A 16,903-nucleotide genomic window follows, 5' to 3' on the forward strand; every position below is an offset into this window, starting at 1 on the left:
CGCGGCTCCTTATTCAACCAGCACAAAATTGCTGTAGCCTGCCTGCCGCAGCAGCCCGGTCACATCGGTGATACGCTGCAAGTCGGCGCCGTCGCGGCCGCGCAGGATCAGCATATCGGTGGGTTTTTCCATCAGCGGTGCCAGTGCCTGGGTCAAGTTGCTGTCTGCCACCGGCACGCCATTCACATCCAGATTTCCCGCACCGATTCCGACCAGCCGCGGCGGCCCCGAGTAGCTGCCGCCCTGGGCCGCCAGCGGCAGCTGCAGCACCGCATCGGTGCCAAAGCGCGACGCCAGCATGAAGAACACCAGAAGCAGAAACACCACGTCGATCATGGGCGTCAGGCTTGGCTTGCGCCGCGGTTTCAGGGTTTCGGTGAACTCCATGGCTCTATTCGGCCGCCAGTTTCAGCGGCTGCGGATCATGGGCGATAAAGATACGGGCGGCACTGTCCTCAAGGTCGCGGCGGATGCGGGTGATCACCGCTTCAAACCAGGTCAGCGCGGCAGAGGCTGGGATCGCCACTGCCATGCCTGCGGCAGTGGTCAGCAACGCCTCCCAGATGCCGCCTGCCAGCAGCGCAGGATCAGCCTTGGAGCCGGCCGCTTGCAACGCCTGGAAGGCGGCAATCATGCCCAGAACGGTGCCCAGCAGGCCCAGAAGCGGGGCGATGGTGGCAATCAGCTCCAGCGCGCCAAGACCGGTGGCCGCGCTGGCGAGATGCAGTTTGGCCACCCTGGCGGTTTCCTCGCGGGCGCGGTCCTCGGGCAGGGCAGCGGCGGCGGTCAGCGCGGCGCTGACGACTTTGGAGCGCACCCCGATCCGGTTTTTGACGATCGCTTGGGCCGCGGTGCGGTCCCCGCGTTCAAAGGCTTGCACGGCCAGTCCTGCCTTGCCGCGCGACCAGGCGCCGATCAGCGCCAGGCGCCAGATCTTCCACAGAATCAGGGCCATTGTAATCACCGACAAGACGGCGATCGCCCAGATTGAAGGGCCGCCATCGCGCAGGAATTTCAAGGCCTTGGATGAAGCGTCATGTGCCACCTGTGCCAGTTCATCCTGGCTGGCGGGCGGGACTGACGGGGACACCGGGCCGGCCTCGGCTGCTGTCACCGGTTTCCCGCTTCCCTCCGGCACTTCAGGCCCCGGCGCGCTGGCTGGAAGTTGAGGCACAGAGGCCCCGGGCGCGTCCAATGCAATCTCCGGCACCGGCGCGGCAGGGGTTTCCTGGGCTGCCGCCCAGGCCGCGGTCAGCATCAAAAATGCCGCCAGCGCTGCAGGGATACGAATGGTCATGTCTGGCTCCAATATGCTGCGATGTAACTGGTTTTAGGATTTGTCTGCTCTGCCTTGAGCGCTGCGCGCAGGTGCTGGGCTTCGGCCTTATCACAGGCAAACCAAAGGGAATACCCAAGGTACCGCCCCCGCTCCGCCAGTGCGCGCTCCGCCAGCAGGACGCGGCCATTGGCGGCCTCGGGCACTTGGAACCCCAACGCCTCCAGCAAGGGGCTGCGGATGCCGCGGCTGGTATAGGCTGTGGTCTGGCCCGCCCAGCACAGGGGCGCGCTGGCGCCGTCCCATTCGGGATGTTCCTCGCGGATGGCGGATACCCGGCTCTCGATCCGGGTGATGGCGGTCTTGGTGCGTCCGGAGGTTCCTGTGGTGGCGCCAAGCGTGTGCAGCACCTCCTGCCAGGGCGTGCCATAGGAGCCGAACTCAGCCCGTGGGGCGATGGCCGGCGCAATGCGCGACAAAAATGCGTCGTCGCGCCAGGTCATATCGGACCACCGGCCAACGATGAGCTCCGGCTCCAGCGCCGTGATCTTCTCGAAATTGATTTCGCCTTGATACACCGCCGGGCGGGCGTCTTCCAGCGCATCATGGCCCCAAGGCCACACGCCGGAGCAGTCCTTGCCATGCCATTTGCGCAAGGCGATTGGGGGCTGGCCCAAGGCCAGCAGAAAATTATGCCCGAAAAAGCTGACAGAGACGATGCGTTCGGGTTTGGCAGGCACGGTGGCCAAGCTGGACTGGTGTTGTATTTCTACCGGAAACGTATCCGTTGCGGCGGGCAGAGCGGTGGCCAGCAGCATGGCCGCCGTTTGTACCGTCATTCCAATTGTCCGGTGCAGCAGGCCACAGCAAATCGGCTGCGCGGGATTGGCACCCGGAGGTTTCAGCCACAGCCTCAGCGTCACAACATCTCTCCAGCCGGCTGCCTCAGGAGGTTCTGAAGGCCATGTTCTTTGGGGGTGGCTGGACTGACGGCGGAAAAATAATCCGCCAGCGTCTTGCTGAACTTGCGCCCGTATGGCGCGCGGGAATCCATAAGAAACCCTAGTTGTTTTGTCAAGAATATTTCGCGTGCCAGCAGGCAGGGCACGGTTTCAAGCTGGTGTTCGAGGAATGCCAACACGGTTTTGCGATTGGCCTTATCCACCGGCTGTGCCGCCGCGACTTTGCTGGCACGGTCAATGGCTGCAAAGAGATGGAGCTTTCAGCCGCTTCGCAACCGTCTTCGGGGTGATGCCAAGCTTCCGGTTCAGCTCCGCGATCGAAGCCTGCGTATCTTGGGGCATTGCAGCGCAACACCCCGCCGGGTGACAGGGTGCGGCGCGGCCATCACGACGTCTGTCCCATAGTGTTTCCGTCCACTCCTACGCAAGGATCACACCATCAAACTGCGGGATCAAATGGCCGGGGCGCGCTGGGCGCCCCGGTTGCGGTTTTATTCGCCGGGTACGGCCTGAAGCTCCGGCTCATCATGGTGGTGATGCTCTTTGACCGGGCGCATCAGCAGGTTGGCAAAGAAGGCCACCGCCAGCAGCGCTGCCATGCAATACATGGTGGTATTGTAGAGGCCGGGGGTCGGATCCAGAGTGCCTGCCGGGGCGATCTCCATCAGTTTGGCGATGGTCACGGTTTTGGCCGCAACCAGCTGATCCAGCTGCGCCACGGGGGCGCCGAACTTGGCCGCAAAGGCAGCCGGGTCGACTTTGGCTGCCAGATCCTGAACCGCGCTGGTCACCGACATCTGCCGCAGCGAGGTGATGGCCAGCGGCCCAAGAACCCCTGCTGTCGACCAGGCTGTCAGCAGCCGGCCGTGGATGCCGCCCACATGCATGGTGCCGAACATATCGGCCAGATAGGCCGGGATAGTGGCAAAACCGCCGCCGTACATCGAGAAGATCAGCATTGTCGCCAGGTAGAAGCCCGCCAGATAGATCAGCGACGGATTGGCTGCAGCGGCAGAGGCGAAATAGGGGATCGACAGATACAGCGCGGTGCCCAGAATGAAAAAGCACATGTAGGTGGCTTTGCGCCCGATATAGTCTGACGCAGAGGCCCAGAAAAACCGCCCGACCATGTTGAACACGGAAATCATCAGCACATAGGTTGATGCAAAGGCGGCGGTTGCCACCAGCGGCATCACCGAACCGAAGATCTCGGACATCATGGTCTTGGCAACCCCGATCACGCCGATGCCGGCGGTCACGTTGAAGCACAGCATCACCCACAGTTGCCAGAATTGCGGTGTCTTCAGTGCCTGGTCGATATGCACGTCGTTCTGTGTCACCAGCCCCGAGGCGGCGGGTTTCGGTGTCCAGCCTTCCGGCGTCCAATCCTTGGCCGGAACCCGGTACTGGAAGGCGGCCAGGATCATCACCACAAAATAGACGATGCCAAGCGTCATGAAGGTCTGCGCAGCGCCGGTGCTGCCGGTGCCCACCGCATAGGCGCCGGCTTCGCCGCCAAAGGCAGCTGCCTGGGTAGCGCTGGCAAGCACCACCTCGACCTGGCCCTGGGCTGTCTGGGCAAACACCCGGCCGTTTTCGACCACAGTCTGCACGGCGTCCTGGGTGCCGAGATAGGTGGGGGCGGTCTGGTACAGGCTCAGCAGCCAGCCTTTGACCGGTGCGGCGATCATCGCGCCGCCGCCAAAGCCCATGATGGCCATGCCGGTGGCCATGCCGCGGCGGTCGGGGAACCAACGGATCAGCGTCGAGACCGGCGAGACATAGCCCAGACCAAGCCCGCAGCCGCCGAGCACGCCGTAGCCGAGATAGACCAGCCACAGCTGATGGCTGGAAATGCCGAAAGAGCCGACAATGAAACCGCCGCCCCAGAGCAGCGCGGCCACCACGCCGACCATGCGGGGGCCGACCTCTTCCAGCCATTTGCCGGCAAAGGCTGCGGCCAGGCCAAGGCAGACGATGGCCACCGAGAAGATCCAGACCACCGAAGCCAGGCTCCAGTCATCGGCGCTGGAGGCGATCACCCCCAGTTCGCGGGTCAGCGGCGGATTGAAGACCGACCAGGCATAGACCGAGCCGATGCAGAGGTGGATTGCGATGGATGCCGGCGGCACGCGCCAGCGGTTAAAGCCGGGTCCGGCAGTGATATGGGCCTTGTGCAGGATCCCCAGCCCGCCGGGTGATCGGTTGCTCATGTGTTGTCCTCCCTTGTGCTGTTCCGGCTGCTGCAACCTCCTATTGCGGCGGTCCGGAATGGCGTTCGGCAATGTGCCGTGGCTTGACAAGGGCGGAGGATTGCCACAGCTGTCAATTAAATAATTTAGCAATAACAGCGTCTTATCGTGACAGTTTGTCCGTCGGGGTCAGGGCCGCAGGGCGGTGCCGGGACATTCTGTCCGCACCTGTACGGCGGTTGCGCCGGGATTTGCGCCAAATTGTCCGGATCAGGCATCAGCCGGGCAGGGCAGAAAAATCTCGAAGCGGCTGCCCTGTCCGGGTCGCGACTGGACAGTGATCCGCCCGCCTGCGCGACTCACCAGCTGGTGGCTGATCGACAGGCCCAGCCCGGTGCCCTGCGCCTGTTTGGTGGTGAAGAACGGATCAAAGATGCGGTTCTGCAGCTCGGGCGGAATGCCGGTGCCGGTATCTGCGGCAGTCAGCAGCACGCCCTCCGGGGCATCTTCAGCGGTCAGAGTCAGGCGGCCGCCACCGGGCATGGCTTGCACTGCGTTGAGGATCAGATTGACCAGCACCTGCTGCAATTCGGTGCGCGACATCCGCACCTCGCGGGTGCTGGTCAGACGGGTCTCTGCCTCGACCGAACAGGCGTCGAGCTGATGACGGGTCAGCACCAGGCAGTCCGACAGCACCTCACCCGGGGAGATCAGTCCGGAGGCGCCGGAGTATTCTTCGGGGCGGGCGAATTGCAGCAGTTTTGAGACGATCACGCCGATCCGGTAAACCTGATCGTCGATGAGGCGGAATTCCTCCTCGACCGGGGCGGCATGTTCGCCCAGTACCGAGCGGGCGAGGTCGAGATTGCCCTGGATCACCGCCACCGGGTTGTTGATCTCATGCGCGACGGAGGCGGTGATTTCACCAACCGCGGCGAGCTTTTCAGAGACAATCAAACGTTCGGTGGTCTGTTCCAGCCGCCGGTTCGCCTCGCGCAGGTCAGCGGTGCGTTCCCCGACCTTGGCTTCAAGGCTTTCGCCCCAGTGCCGCAATTGCCGGTCGCGCTCCTGGACCTGGTCCAGAAGGCTGTCGAAATGGGCGGCCACGCGGGCAATCTCACCACTGGCAGCCTGGGGGCGGTTGCGCGCGGTGAAGTCGCCGTGTTCAACCCGGGCGATGGTCTGGTTCATGCCCTCGAGGGGGCGGAAAATACGTCCGGCCCACCGCAGGAAGATCGGCACCGACAAGGCGGCGATCAGCAGGAAAGCGCCCCCCAGCGCCAGCACCGAGCTGCGCTTGGCCTGGCGGAACGGGGTTTCCAGAAAGCCGACATAAAGCATCCCGGCCCGGCTGCCGCGGCTGTCGAGGATCGGTTCATAGGCGGAAATGTACCAGTCATTCACCACAAAGGCGCGGTCGAGCCAGATGTCGCCGCGCCCCAGAACCTGGCCGCGCACTTCGGCCGAGACCCGGGTGCCAAGCGCGCGCACGTTTTCGAACAGCCGCACGTTCGTGGAGATCCGCACGTCCTCAAGAAACAGCGTGGCGGTGCCCTGGCTGCCCTCCGGCAGGCTTTGCTCGCGGTAGACCAGCGCGTTGATGGTGTCGATGAAACCGAGATTGCGGTTCAGCAGCCGCCCGCCGGCCAGAAGCGCGGGACGGCCATCCGGCAGGGTGACCGGGGCGGCCGAGTGAATGATCATGCCGCGGGTTTCGGCGCTGCGGCTGGTGGGAACCGCAGCTTCGGTTGCGACCAGCGGGATGGCGGCGCGGGCGGCGAGGCCGGGGGCCAGCGTATCAAGCTGGGCGGCGTTCAGAATGTCGACGGCGCTTTGCCATTGCCCGGCCAGGGCACCGCTCAGAACCGGCCAGTCGGCGGGCGTAAACCCGGGCTGGCCGCCGGGGCCTGTAAGATACAGGAAATCAAGGCCGAGCCGGGCCTTTTCCTGCGCCAGGAAATCCGCCGTGCTGCCCGCCGTCAGCGCGCTGCGGAGGCGGACCGATTGCGCCACCGCGTCCAGCTGCTCGCCCGAGGTGGCGGTCAGCCGGGCCAGATACTGGTCGGCAATGGTCAGATCGCCGGTCACCTTGCTGATCAGCAACCCGTCGATTTTGTCCGACCAGCGCCAGGTGGTGAAACCCAGCAGCAGCGGCATCAGCACCAGCATCGGCATCAGGGCAATCACCAGCAACCGGACCCGGACCGATTGCAGCAGCGGGCGCAGGCGGTTCATGGGCTTACAGTCCCCAGGCCGCGCATTTGCGGTCGATTGTCTTGCGCGAGACGCCCAGCTGCCGCGCCGCTTCGCTGCGGTTGCCGCCAACGGCCTCCAGTGCCTGCAGGATCTCGCGGCGTTCGACCTCCTCCAGTGGCAGGATACTGGCCGCGGGCCGGGCGGGCGCCAGCGTGTCCAGGGAGAAGCTGCCGAAGATCAGGGAGCGTTCAATGAAGTTCCTGAGCTCGCGGATATTGCCGGGCCAGTCATGCCGCAGCAAAGCCGATTTGACGCCGGCGGGCAGCGCCAGCGGCGGCAGCTGCAGCTGGGCGGCGATTTCAGTCAGGAACAGTTCGGCAAGGTCAATTATGTCGGAGCCGCGTTCGCGCAGGGGCGGCATCGCAATGTCGATCACGTTGATGCGGAACAGCAGATCGGCGCGGAAACTTCCGGCGTCCACAGCCTCGGCCAAAGCGCGGCTGGAACTCATCACAAAGCGCAGATCAAGCTGCACCGTGCGTTCGGTGCCGATCGGGCGGATGCGCCCGTCCTCCAGCACCCGCAGCAGCGTGCTTTGCGCCGAAGGGCTGAGCTCGCCGATTTCGTCAAAGAACACGGTGCCGCCCTGCGCCGAGGCCAGCAGCCCTTCGCGGCCCGCCGGGGCGCCGGGAAAGGCGCCGGGGGCATGGCCGAACAGCTCGTATTCGATCACATCAGCCGGGATGGCGCCGCATTGCACCGGCACAAAGGGCGCCCCGGCGCGATTGGAGCGCATATGCAGGTGGCGGGCGGCGACCTCCTTGCCGGTGCCGGAGGCGCCGCTGATCAGCACCGGTGTTGAAACCTGTGCGACCCGGTCCAGGGTGCTGCAGGCCCGTGCAATTGCGGGGGAGGTTCCGACCAGTTCGCGGCGGCGGCGGCGGCCGGCGCCGGTGGTTTCCAGCTCGCGGCGCAGCAGCATGTTTTCCCGCTTTAGGCGGGCGGTTTCCAGACAGCGGCGCAGGGCATTCAGAATCTGGTTCGAGCGGAATGGCTTAAGGATAAAGTCCGACGCACCGGCGCGCAGGGCGTCGATCGCGGTTTGCAGATCGGCATAGGCGGTGATCAGTATGGTGTCGGTAAAGCCGCCGTCACGGCGTTGCTCCGCCAGCCATTCGAGGCCTTTCTGGCCAGGCATGATGTTGTCGAGAATCATCACGTCATATTGCCGGGTGTTGAGCAGGGCGGCGGCAGCTTCGGTGTTTTCGGCTTCATCCACCAGCCGGCACAGAGGGCGCAGGGTTTTTACCAGGAAATTACGCATGCCCGGCTCATCGTCCACAATGAGTATGCTTGCCAGTTCAAGCGGGTCGGTCAGCGCTGCCAAATCTGTAATTGTCATACCTGCCGCTTTTCGGTGGGGGCGGGGATGGACTATTGTCGCTTTCCAGCGGTTTGTCGAGAGAACAGATCCATCAGCCGGGGCTGGGCTGATTTGCGTAGCTGGAATGAAGCAAAGAAGTTGCCAATGTGTCTCCGCAATGAGCAGCGTGTTTGCAGCAAGTCGTCAAAATACCAATGCCTAGCGCGGCTAGATGCGTCAGGGCGCCGTTGCAGAAATTTGCGCCCGTAAGATTCACATTTAGAAACCATGCAATCAGACGGGTTTCATGACAAGGCCAACGCCTGCCCGCTACCGCACGGCAAACTGCCCGCAGCGATCCTCAACACGCCTCGTTGGCACGTTGGGCAGCATTTCCACTTCACTCCAAGATCAAGGACCCCGCAACATGGGCGCTGAAAATACCGATACCGCAGGTGTTGTTGTCGAGCGCTTGGACGCCGCCCTGCGCCTGACATTACCGGTGCCGCAAAAAAGAACGCGATAGGCAGTGGCACGTATCTCAAGATGGGTGAGGCGCTTGATGAAGCTGCGGCGGATGCCTCAATCCGGGCCGTTTGGATCAGAGGTGCGGGTGGCGCGTTTACAAGCGGGAATGACATAGACGACTGTTCGCAAACAGGTTGACGGTGACGATTGGCCGGCGGCCCGGGTTATCAACGCACTTGTCACGTTTCCCAAACCGATTGTCGCGCGGGTGGAGGGTCTGGCGATCGGCATCGGAACAACCATGCTCCTGCACTGCGGTCTGATTTGCGCGTCCAATGACACGCAGTTCCAACTTCCGTTTGTAAATCTCGGCCTGGTACCTGAAGTCGGCGCATCCTATCTGCTTCCACGGTTAACCGGGCAGGCAAAGGCGGCCGAGTTGATATTGCTGGGCGGTATGTTCGGTGCCGAAGAGGCGGTCACTCTCGGCCTGGTCAACAACGCTCTGCCTGCAGATGAAGTCGCACAGGCAGCGGAACCAGCTGTCATGGCTCTCGTCAAACAGCCACCCAACGCTGTCATCAATTGTCATTGCTGCCGGCAAAGTCAAGGAACGAACGTTGATGATTAAAAGCAAGAAGCAGAAGCCAATTTAGTTCGAAAGCATTGAAAGAACACGAAAGTCACTCTTGCGATGGGCGTTGTTGGGCAACTCGAGCCTGAGGGAACGAGCAGGTTCAGCGGCCCGTCGGCACGGCGATATGGGATTTGAATGGCAAGGGTCTTATACTGGCGGCACGGCGTTGAGTAATCGGGAACGGGCCAGTCCAGCCTCGCCAGAGGTCTGCAACAACACCGTGCAGGCCATGGTAATAGGGCGGGGCCCGGCGCGACCTCGGCCTGCGTTGGAAAACCCTCCCAAGGTGGACGCCGCACGGGCCTGGGATCAGTCTAGGGAAAAGCGCGCCGATGGCTGGAGGCGGGGCTTGCGCAGGCGCAATGGTCTGTTGGATGCGGGCTGCTCCCTCGGTGGTGCGCGCGGCATCGGTTTTTGACCGCGCCGGAAGATATCGATGATGCGCATCGGGCCGCTGCAGCACGGACAGGGTGCGCGAAGGGCGTTTTGGCGTGAGCGGCCCATTTGGTCTTTCGGAACGGCGCGAGCCAAGCGGCGAACACCTTTGCGTCTGCCAGCACCATGTAATCGCCGATGAAGGCCAGTTGGCCAGTGCGGTGCAACTCCATCAGCCCTTCAAGGAAAAGGCGCCTGAACAGTCTGGGCAGGACACGCAGATACAGAAGGAAACCCGGTTTGCAGGCCACCCGCCGGGTGCTGTCCGGCGACAGGCCTCTATCGGGGGTGATCATGCGGACGCGGGGATGATGCGCCAGCGCTGATCCCCAAGTGTGGAGCACGCTGGTCATGCCGGCGCGGGCGCCGGGGCGCTTGGGGTCTGCGGCGAGGGTCATGACTGTTCCGGCCGAGACGCGGAACAGCAGGCCGCAGACCACATGGAAGTACTGCCAAGGGCAGCAGGTCTTCGGCCCGCGCTGCCAACCAGCCGCGCGCCGCCGGCCCCTGGCACTTCGGGTAGTACCGGTTCTTGCAAGAGCTATAGGCGATGTGATGGTGGCCGCACTTGGCGCATCGGTGTTCACCTCCAGCAGTCGGGTGGCGGAACTGTGCCGCAAACTATGCAGCGTGGCGGGTTTGGAAACACTTGCCGTGTGTTTGGCCGGGTTGAATGCGCGGTTCAGTTGCCGCGATGAGATCGGGTTGACCTTCGGCTTGCCAGGAAACAGCCAACCCTCCGGTCGGGCCTCCCGCCAATTGTCGCGCAGCAGATCCAGCATTCCCGGTGACTGCATGACCTTGCGATCTTTGCCACCCTTGCCTTGGCCGGCATGGATCAGCAACCGGTCGGTTTCGAGCTCGTTCGATGAATCCGCTGCGCTGCGAATGAACGGCGGCTCTGATGAAATCGCCTGGGCAAAAAGCGTTTCGATGGATGAGGTCTACACGCTTTTTGCCCAGGCTTGCATGGTGTGATGTGTTGACTGAAACAACACGGTAGGTATCTGTCATGTCCAACTGGTAGGCACGCAAATCCTCGGGCGTGGCAGTGCCCGGTGATCGCTGTAGAAACTTCGCAAAATCCTTGGTCGCCCGGATATGTGACTTCTGCGCCTGGTCGCCCATCCCCCGGATGCGCATGTCTTCCATCATCCGCGCACGCAGCGGGGTCATCTTCTCCACTGCCATGGAAACCTCCTGTCAATTGACTGAGAAAGTCCCAATCGTCAGACCGGTTAGGAAGATCGCAAAATGCGTAGCATCCCGGGATGGTTCATTACACCAGCCACAAACGCCATTGCCGCGAAGCGGCTTTGTCCTTGATTTCGGAGCGGCCCCTTACCACAGTCGGCCTTTCGCATATTCCGCATAGCCTTCGTCATAGGCTTCGGCTTCGAACCCGGCCTCCTGCTCCTTTAGAAACTGGCCCGCGGTGGGAAGTTCCGGGCGTTCACGGTCCTGATCCCACAGGCGCGAACGCATAATCGCCTTGGCGCATTGAAAATACAGCTCGTCTATGGTGATCACGGCCACCGTGGCCGGGCGCCGCCCCTTGCGTTCAAAGGTGGTGCAGGCGGTTTCGTCGGCGGTCAGGTATGCGGTTCCGTTCACCCGCACCACATTGTTTTCGCCCGGAACCATGAACATCAGGCTGACACGGCTGTCGCGCACGATGTTGCGCAGCGAGTCGAGCCGGTTATTGCCGCGCCAGTCCGGCAGCCACAGGGTGCAGGCGTCCGCGATATGCACCACCGGGCCATCATCGCCGCGCGGGCTTGCGTCGGTGCCCTCAGGGCCGATGGTAGACAGCACCAGGAACCAGGAGGCCTCGATCCAGCGCTGGTACAGCGGTGTCAGACGAGTGGCGACTTTGCTCAGCGACCGCGGCACCGGGGTGCCGTAGATGTGCTCAAGTGTTTCGATGCCGGTGATTTTCTGCATGCTCTGGCCTCCTTTTGGGTGCAATGTAGCTTACCCTTTTACGTGTTGGGGCCATTTTTTGCTCAAATGGGCAAAAAAGAAAACATCCGGCGGCGGGGCTGGCCCCCCTCCAATGCGGTGCAGTTGCTGCCGCATGGCGGGCGTCGTTTCCGCGCCGCTATGAGGGTGGTTGATGCCGACGGCACCAGCTGGGCGGTGTCTGCGATCTCTGGTCTGATCGTGCCTGCGGCCATGCTGCATGAACACCGGATGGTGGGAGGGGGGCAGCTGTAATCGTTGTGTATTTATTCGGCGGAAACCGGCACTGGCGCGATGACGGCTTGCCGTGCCGCGGAGGGATTAAGGCAGAAGCCGCCAGTTGCATCTATACAGCTTTTGCGGGATATGGGCGCGAGCGGCCTTTCCTGTGTGTGAAGTTGTACAAGTCATCCGCATACTGTTTTTCCAGATTAGGATCAGGACCAAGGCCGTCGAGCACGAAATCCGAGGAGTTACATCATGAAGAAGATTTTCCTTTTGTTGCCCTTGCTGGCCTTGGCTGCATGCGGTGACGAATTCAGCTACCCTTCGCAGCTGGAAAAGCAGTCGCAGGCGGCAGCACAGGCCGCAGCCACCCCGGTTGACCAGATCACCCTCGAGCGCGGCGCAAGCATCAATGGCGGCAACTTCCAGGTGCTGGGCCCGGTGAAGACGTCCGTGGGCAAACTGACTGCCTTCCACCCGGCGCCGACTGTTGCGGACGCAGAGAAGAAACTGCGCATTGAAGCAGCAAAGCTCGGGGCGGATGCGGTCATTAATGCAGAGATCGGCAACGTCGGCGTCTGCCCGCTCAGCTGGGGCTGCCGGGCTGCCAGCGGTACCGCGGTCAAGCTGAGCTATTGACGCTCAAGGCGGCGGCATCCGGGTGATGCTGCGCTGGCTTGGATATTGGGGAACCGCTGCTTGGAGGGGAAGCGGTTTTCCCTATTGAATTCCCTAATCGCACTGCGGGCGGCATTGTGGCAGGTTGCGCCGGAATTGAGGTGAGTGAGGCAGCCATGAAGTTCATCCGCGATGTGATTGCGCAGTTGGAAACCCCGCGCGAGGCGCGGCCTTTGGGCAGCGGCTGGCTGTCGGGAACCATGGCGCTGCTGGCGGCGCTCACCGGGCTGCTGCTGGTGCTGCTGCGCTGGTACCCCGAGACGTTCTCGTATCCGCAGCTCGGCTTTATCCATTCCAGCGGCTATGTCACCGCCTTTCTGCGCTTTGTGCTGCTGGCGGGCTATGCGCTGTCGCTGCTGAGCCTGATCCTGAGCCGCCAGAAGGCGCTGGGCTGGGCTGCCCTGGGCTTGTCTGTTGTGGCTTCTTTGATGGCGACGGCGCAGCCGCAGCACGCAGGCGGCACTCCGCAGAGCCTGTATTTCGGGCTGGATTACTTCATCGTTAACGTTCTGCTGGTCGGCTTTTTGTTTGTGCCGCTGGAACGGTTCTTTGCAGCGCGGCGCGAGCAGACGGTTTTCCGCACCGAATGGCGCGAGGACATGTTCTATTATCTGGTCAGCTCAATGCTGGTGCAGGTGCTGACTTTCCTGACGCTGGCGCCGGCGAACTATGTCAATGCAAACGCCGATCTGGAGGGCATCCGCGCCCATATCACCAATCTGCCGTTTGCGGTGCAGGTGCTGATCGTGATGGCGGCAACGGATTTCGTGCAGTACTGGGTGCACCGCGCCTTTCATACGTTTCCGGCGCTATGGCATTTCCATGCCATTCACCATTCGGCCAAGAAAATGGATTGGCTGGCGGGCGCGCGGATGCATTTCATCGAAATCGCGGTGCTGCGCGGGCTGACGGCGGTGCCGATGTTCACGCTGGGCTTCAAGCCAGAGGCGATCCAAGCCTATCTGCTGATCATCTATTTCTATTCCAGCTTCATCCACGCCAATATCGGCTGGAAGCTGGGATTTCTGGAGCGGTTCCTGGTCACGCCGCGCTATCACCACTGGCATCACGGCAGTGAGCGGGCGGCGATCGACATCAACTATGCCTCGCATTTTCCACTCTATGACTGGCTGTTCGGCACCCATTACTTACCAGAGGAAGCCTGGCCCTCAAAATACGGTGTGGCGGGGGACACCGTGCCGAACGGTTACTGGCGGCAGTTCCTGTACCCGTTCAACCGGAAGCGCTGGAAGAAACGGCAGGACGGCGACGGGCAGGGCTGAGTTTCAGAGGCTCTTGCCATCGAAAATCTCCGACGGCAGGTGCAGCGTGTTCAATCCGTCGATACATCCTAAGTTGACGCGGAAGGTGCCGGGCGACAGTCGCGGCTCGACAAAGGTGTGGATGCCGCAGGTGCCGCAGAAATGGTGCTGTGCGGCCATTGTGCCGAACCTATAGGTCTTTAACGCATCGCCAGCCGCGGTGATTTCCATGTCACCTTGCGCCACCTTGGCGGGGGTCAGATAGGCGGTCTTGCGGATGCAGATGGAGCAGTCGCATTGCATGGCGCAGGTGATTTCCGGCGCCCGGAAGGAGAAACGGACAGCGCCGCAATGGCAGCTGCCGGAGTAGGTGTTCATGGCTTGCCTGTGTTTGTTGAGGGAACAGAGCAAGCTTGGCAGGGCAGCCGCGTCCTGTGCAAGCGGTTTTGTGCGCTTTTGACGTGATCTGCCTCAGGCTGCAACCCCGTGCGGGCCGTGGCGGATGATGGCCCATTGGCCGTACGTATCCTCCAGATCCAGCGGGATGGCGGCAGTGGATTTGCTGGAGCCGCTGCCCACTTCGGCCAGGGTGAACTCAATCCCGCCGGGGATGTCGATGCGGACCCGGTGCTCGCCGCCGCCGTGCGGGGCCTGGATCGGGCGGCCGGTGGCGTGCAGCAGGCCCTTGACGTCCACTTTTGCGGTGCGGTTTTCGATGTCGGCCTCGTAGTCGATCCGCTGAACCAGCGTGTCATGCACGGTGTCGCACATGGCGCGGAACACCCACCAATGGGTGGCTTCCTCATCCGTTTCACCGCCAAGCATCACGGTGGAAAGCGCCTCGCGCTGGGCGTCGCTGGCACGGTCGTCGACAATCAGCTGCAATGCGCCCTTGCCCTCGAAGATCGGGCCTGGCCAAGCGTAAAGAACGGCGGCGCGGGTGCCGGCGAGGTCTATTTCGCCGAAGTGGCCTTGGTCGATATGGATCACCTCAAACCCGGTGCAATTGCCATGGGTGGGCAGATCCTCGAACTGGCAGGGACAGCCATAGTTGCAGTTGCAGTTCCCGAAGCTGCGGCCCTCGATGTACCAATCCACATGCGCCATGATTGTCTCCTCCGGTTCTGCTGCTGAAAAGATGCAGGGAAACTATACCATAAAGCAGCCGCAAATTCAGGAGGGCGCAGCCCGGGGCCGCCGCGGGGCCCGGGCCGGCAGCTTCAGCCTGCAGTAATGGCGCTGGTGCTGAGCACCGTGGCATAGGCAAAGCCAAGCGCCGACATATAGGCCTTGTGAGCATCTTCGGGCACGGTGACGGCATAACCATAGTCCGCAGCGGCGCGGGCGGCAGCGTTCCCGTGCGGTCTGCCGAGACGGTGGCTGAGAAGATCGTTGCCAGCCGCGCGGGCTTCCTGATCCAGAATGCTACGGGGGCGGCGTGATGGACAAGCTGACCACTTATTCCGTCCTGTCCCGCATTCGCCGCTCTGGCGACGTCTATGAGCCGGACGGTGAGCGTACTGAAGTTGAGTTGTCTGAGAAGGAAGCGGCACCGCTGAAGCTGCTGGGCCGCATCGGTGAACCGCGCGGCCAAATCCCGCGCCTTTGCTGATGCGGTCACGGACCTCATCACACCGTCTGGTTCTATGGATTTGGGCTGGTTTGAACTGGATGATCTGGCGTAAAACGCCGCACAATCCGTTAGAAATTCAAATTTCGTGTCTCAAAGCTGGTACCGGTTTGTGCCAAAGGTGTCGCCGCGCCACAGCAGCGCGGTGACACACCCGCCGGGCTTACGCCCTGGCCCTCTTGCTTTCGCCGGCCCTTGTGGTAGCAGGGCACAAGCAGAATTCGAGGGGCCGTGATGGACGATCTTAAAGCCAAGTATCTGGGTCAGATTGCCGATGCCGCGGATGAATCCGCGCTGGAAGCGATCCGCCTTGCCGCCGTGGGCAAAAAGGGCGAAGTGGCGCTGAAGATGCGCGAGCTGGGCAAGATGACCCCGGAAGAGCGCCAGGTCGCAGGCCCGGCGCTGAACGCGCTGAAGGATGAGATCAACTCGGCCCTGGCGGCCAAGAAGGCGGGCCTGGAAGATGCCGCCCTGGATGAGCGTCTGCGCACCGAATGGCTGGACGTGACCCTGCCGACCCGCGCCCGCCGCGTGGGCAGCCTGCATCCGATCAGCCAAGTGCAGGAAGAGATCACCGCGATCTTTGCCGAACTCGGATTTTCCGTTGCCGAAGGGCCGCGGATCGACACCGACTGGTACAACTTCGATGCGCTGAACATCCCCGGCCACCATCCGGCGCGGGCGGAGATGGACACGTTTTACATGCACCGCGCGGAAGGCGACGACCGCCCGCCGCATGTGCTGCGCACCCACACCAGCCCGGTGCAAATTCGTTCGATGGAGAAGATGGGCGCGCCGCTGCGCATCATCTGTCCGGGCGGTGTTTACCGCGCCGATTACGACCAGACCCACACGCCGATGTTCCACCAGGTCGAAGGCCTGGCGCTGGACAAGGACATCTCGATGGCGAACTTGAAGTGGGTGCTGGAGGAGTTTGTCAAATCCTTCTTTGAGGTGGACGACGTCGAGCTGCGCTTCCGCGCCTCGCATTTCCCCTTCACCGAGCCGTCTGCCGAAGTCGACATCCGCTGCTCTTGGGATAACGGCCAGCTGAAGATCGGCGAGGGCGACGACTGGATGGAGATCCTTGGCTCCGGCATGGTGCACCCCAAGGTGATCGCGGCCGGCGGTATTGATCCGGAGATTTATCAGGGCTTTGCATTTGGCATCGGCATCGACCGTCTGGCGATGCTGAAATACGGCATCCCCGACCTGCGCGCCTTCTTCGACAGCGACCTGCGCTGGCTGCGGCACTACGGCTTCCAGAGCCTGGACATGCCGGCGCTGCATGGCGGTTTGTCACGGTAAATGCCGTTCTTAGGTTTCTCCGTGTCTGGCTGTATGGAATGGCTCAAGGATTGCTCAAACAGGCTGAAGCTTTGGCATGCAGTTGGTCTGTTCCTGTTAGGTTTCTTTGGCTGGGTACTCTTGATCGAATACGCACCTGATTGGGTGCATATGGCCTACTCATATGCTGTGATGCTTCCGTTGCAGGTTTTCCTACTTCTTGCGATGTGGGGTTGGATCAAACGCAGAAAGTCGGAAGACCAGAGACGCAACCTCCTTTGGGACACCAAAGCGAAGCTCAAGGACTTGAGGCGTTAGTCAGTTACTGTT

General features: G+C 62.3%; 18 protein-coding genes and 3 pseudogenes. 6 read left to right on the forward strand and 15 right to left on the reverse strand.

The genetic code is table 11. From position 1 onward, the window contains the following. Window positions 1–9: 9 nt before the first annotated feature. The 7 genes from K3724_RS02605 to K3724_RS02635 all read right to left on the reverse strand — a co-directional run bounded on the left by K3724_RS02605 (window position 10) and on the right by K3724_RS02635 (window position 8,028). Entirely contained in the window at window positions 10–387 is a 378-nt protein-coding gene (locus K3724_RS02605) for a biopolymer transporter ExbD (RefSeq protein WP_259989807.1), read from the reverse strand. A 4-nt stretch (window positions 388–391) separates the two neighbouring features. Then, window positions 392–1,297 carry a MotA/TolQ/ExbB proton channel family protein gene (locus K3724_RS02610; protein ID WP_259989809.1) on the reverse strand — a complete coding sequence of 302 codons (906 nt, stop codon included), beginning with the start codon at window positions 1,295–1,297 and terminating at the stop codon, window positions 392–394. Further along, the gene (locus tag K3724_RS02615; RefSeq protein ID WP_259989811.1) at window positions 1,294–2,115 is read right to left on the reverse strand and encodes an ABC transporter substrate-binding protein; all 822 of its coding nucleotides are present in this window, start codon (window positions 2,113–2,115) and stop codon (window positions 1,294–1,296) included. The genes K3724_RS02610 and K3724_RS02615 overlap by 4 nt, the downstream gene beginning before the upstream one ends. A gap of 80 nt (window positions 2,116–2,195) precedes the next feature. Further along, window positions 2,196–2,441 carry a hypothetical protein gene (locus K3724_RS02620; RefSeq protein WP_259989813.1) on the reverse strand — a complete coding sequence of 82 codons (246 nt, stop codon included), beginning with the start codon at window positions 2,439–2,441 and terminating at the stop codon, window positions 2,196–2,198. Window positions 2,442–2,729: 288 nt separating this feature from the next. Next, window positions 2,730–4,451 (reverse strand): OFA family MFS transporter, encoded by a 1,722-nt coding sequence (locus K3724_RS02625; RefSeq protein WP_259989815.1) that lies wholly within the window; start codon window positions 4,449–4,451, stop codon window positions 2,730–2,732. Between the two features lie 249 nt (window positions 4,452–4,700). Beyond that, complete coding sequence (locus K3724_RS02630) at window positions 4,701–6,665, reverse strand: ATP-binding protein (RefSeq protein WP_259989817.1); 1,965 nt, start codon at window positions 6,663–6,665, stop codon at window positions 4,701–4,703. A gap of 4 nt (window positions 6,666–6,669) precedes the next feature. Further along, the gene (locus K3724_RS02635) at window positions 6,670–8,028 is read right to left on the reverse strand and encodes a sigma-54 dependent transcriptional regulator (RefSeq protein ID WP_259989819.1); all 1,359 of its coding nucleotides are present in this window, start codon (window positions 8,026–8,028) and stop codon (window positions 6,670–6,672) included. A 697-nt stretch (window positions 8,029–8,725) separates the two neighbouring features. Here K3724_RS02635 and K3724_RS02640 point away from each other — a divergent pair. Next, window positions 8,726–9,088 carry an enoyl-CoA hydratase-related protein gene (locus K3724_RS02640; protein WP_259989821.1) on the forward strand — a complete coding sequence of 121 codons (363 nt, stop codon included), beginning with the start codon at window positions 8,726–8,728 and terminating at the stop codon, window positions 9,086–9,088. Between the two features lie 89 nt (window positions 9,089–9,177). Here K3724_RS02640 and K3724_RS02645 read toward each other — a convergent pair. The 6 genes and pseudogenes from K3724_RS02645 to K3724_RS02670 form a co-directional block, all read right to left on the reverse strand. Then, window positions 9,178–9,297 (reverse strand): annotated as a pseudogene (locus K3724_RS02645) (transposase); the annotation flags it as partial. Between the two features lie 111 nt (window positions 9,298–9,408). Beyond that, window positions 9,409–9,927: a transposase gene (locus K3724_RS02650; RefSeq protein WP_259992546.1), complete on the reverse strand. Its 519-nt coding sequence runs from the start codon at window positions 9,925–9,927 to the stop codon at window positions 9,409–9,411. After that, window positions 9,809–10,081 carry a transposase zinc-binding domain-containing protein gene (locus tag K3724_RS02655; protein ID WP_259992548.1) on the reverse strand — a complete coding sequence of 91 codons (273 nt, stop codon included), beginning with the start codon at window positions 10,079–10,081 and terminating at the stop codon, window positions 9,809–9,811. The genes K3724_RS02650 and K3724_RS02655 overlap by 119 nt, the downstream gene beginning before the upstream one ends. A gap of 23 nt (window positions 10,082–10,104) precedes the next feature. Next, window positions 10,105–10,380 (reverse strand): annotated as a pseudogene (locus K3724_RS02660) (tyrosine-type recombinase/integrase); the annotation flags it as partial. Window positions 10,381–10,534: 154 nt separating this feature from the next. Further along, window positions 10,535–10,720 (reverse strand): annotated as a pseudogene (locus K3724_RS23790) (phage integrase N-terminal SAM-like domain-containing protein); the annotation flags it as partial. Between the two features lie 150 nt (window positions 10,721–10,870). Then, window positions 10,871–11,473, reverse strand: a complete 603-nt coding sequence (locus K3724_RS02670) for a pyridoxamine 5'-phosphate oxidase family protein (protein ID WP_259989822.1) — start codon at window positions 11,471–11,473, stop codon at window positions 10,871–10,873. Between the two features lie 66 nt (window positions 11,474–11,539). Here K3724_RS02670 and K3724_RS02675 point away from each other — a divergent pair, with 66 nt between their 5' ends. The 3 genes from K3724_RS02675 to K3724_RS02685 all read left to right on the forward strand — a co-directional run bounded on the left by K3724_RS02675 (window position 11,540) and on the right by K3724_RS02685 (window position 13,677). After that, entirely contained in the window at window positions 11,540–11,746 is a 207-nt protein-coding gene (locus K3724_RS02675) for a hypothetical protein (protein ID WP_259989824.1), read from the forward strand. Between the two features lie 225 nt (window positions 11,747–11,971). Further along, the gene (locus K3724_RS02680) at window positions 11,972–12,355 is read left to right on the forward strand and encodes a hypothetical protein (RefSeq protein ID WP_259989826.1); all 384 of its coding nucleotides are present in this window, start codon (window positions 11,972–11,974) and stop codon (window positions 12,353–12,355) included. A gap of 155 nt (window positions 12,356–12,510) precedes the next feature. Next, a complete protein-coding gene (locus K3724_RS02685) occupies window positions 12,511–13,677 on the forward strand; it encodes a sterol desaturase family protein (RefSeq protein WP_259989828.1) in 1,167 nt (388 codons plus the stop codon). A 3-nt stretch (window positions 13,678–13,680) separates the two neighbouring features. Here the strand turns inward: K3724_RS02685 and K3724_RS02690 are convergent, their stop codons facing one another. Beyond that, entirely contained in the window at window positions 13,681–14,034 is a 354-nt protein-coding gene (locus K3724_RS02690; RefSeq protein ID WP_259989830.1) for a GFA family protein, read from the reverse strand. A 93-nt stretch (window positions 14,035–14,127) separates the two neighbouring features. Then, window positions 14,128–14,763, reverse strand: coding sequence for a DUF1326 domain-containing protein (locus K3724_RS02695; protein WP_259989832.1), 636 nt, complete (start codon window positions 14,761–14,763; stop codon window positions 14,128–14,130). A gap of 334 nt (window positions 14,764–15,097) precedes the next feature. On the opposite strand from K3724_RS02695, the gene K3724_RS02700 reads away from it, so the two are divergent. Then, on the forward strand, window positions 15,098–15,268 hold the full coding sequence (locus K3724_RS02700) for a hypothetical protein (protein WP_259989834.1): 171 nt from the start codon (window positions 15,098–15,100) through the stop codon (window positions 15,266–15,268). A 252-nt stretch (window positions 15,269–15,520) separates the two neighbouring features. Further along, window positions 15,521–16,594 carry a phenylalanine--tRNA ligase subunit alpha gene (gene pheS, locus K3724_RS02705; RefSeq protein ID WP_237456778.1) on the forward strand — a complete coding sequence of 358 codons (1,074 nt, stop codon included), beginning with the start codon at window positions 15,521–15,523 and terminating at the stop codon, window positions 16,592–16,594. Window positions 16,595–16,903: the final 309 nt, after the last annotated feature.

The organism is Leisingera sp. M658 (assembly GCF_025144145.1).
In the GTDB taxonomy this organism is placed as follows: domain Bacteria; phylum Pseudomonadota; class Alphaproteobacteria; order Rhodobacterales; family Rhodobacteraceae; genus Leisingera.

Excerpts from the sequence above, each read along its gene's own strand:
- K3724_RS02605 (WP_259989807.1), bottom strand. The coding sequence starts at position 387 with ATGGAGTTCACCGAAACCCTGAAACCGCGGCGCAAGCCAAGCCTGACG.
- K3724_RS02700 (WP_259989834.1), top strand. The coding sequence starts at position 15,098 with ATGGACAAGCTGACCACTTATTCCGTCCTGTCCCGCATTCGCCGCTCT.
- K3724_RS02685 (WP_259989828.1), top strand. The coding sequence starts at position 12,511 with ATGAAGTTCATCCGCGATGTGATTGCGCAGTTGGAAACCCCGCGCGAG.
- K3724_RS02670 (WP_259989822.1), bottom strand. The coding sequence starts at position 11,473 with ATGCAGAAAATCACCGGCATCGAAACACTTGAGCACATCTACGGCACC.
- K3724_RS02650 (WP_259992546.1), bottom strand. The coding sequence starts at position 9,927 with ATGACCCTCGCCGCAGACCCCAAGCGCCCCGGCGCCCGCGCCGGCATG.
- K3724_RS02610 (WP_259989809.1), bottom strand. The coding sequence starts at position 1,297 with ATGACCATTCGTATCCCTGCAGCGCTGGCGGCATTTTTGATGCTGACC.
- K3724_RS02690 (WP_259989830.1), bottom strand. The coding sequence starts at position 14,034 with ATGAACACCTACTCCGGCAGCTGCCATTGCGGCGCTGTCCGTTTCTCC.
- K3724_RS02680 (WP_259989826.1), top strand. The coding sequence starts at position 11,972 with ATGAAGAAGATTTTCCTTTTGTTGCCCTTGCTGGCCTTGGCTGCATGC.
- K3724_RS02625 (WP_259989815.1), bottom strand. The coding sequence starts at position 4,451 with ATGAGCAACCGATCACCCGGCGGGCTGGGGATCCTGCACAAGGCCCAT.
- K3724_RS02615 (WP_259989811.1), bottom strand. The coding sequence starts at position 2,115 with ATGACGGTACAAACGGCGGCCATGCTGCTGGCCACCGCTCTGCCCGCC.
- K3724_RS02630 (WP_259989817.1), bottom strand. The coding sequence starts at position 6,665 with ATGAACCGCCTGCGCCCGCTGCTGCAATCGGTCCGGGTCCGGTTGCTG.
- pheS (WP_237456778.1), top strand. The coding sequence starts at position 15,521 with ATGGACGATCTTAAAGCCAAGTATCTGGGTCAGATTGCCGATGCCGCG.
- K3724_RS02675 (WP_259989824.1), top strand. The coding sequence starts at position 11,540 with ATGGGCAAAAAAGAAAACATCCGGCGGCGGGGCTGGCCCCCCTCCAAT.
- K3724_RS02635 (WP_259989819.1), bottom strand. The coding sequence starts at position 8,028 with ATGACAATTACAGATTTGGCAGCGCTGACCGACCCGCTTGAACTGGCA.
- K3724_RS02695 (WP_259989832.1), bottom strand. The coding sequence starts at position 14,763 with ATGGCGCATGTGGATTGGTACATCGAGGGCCGCAGCTTCGGGAACTGC.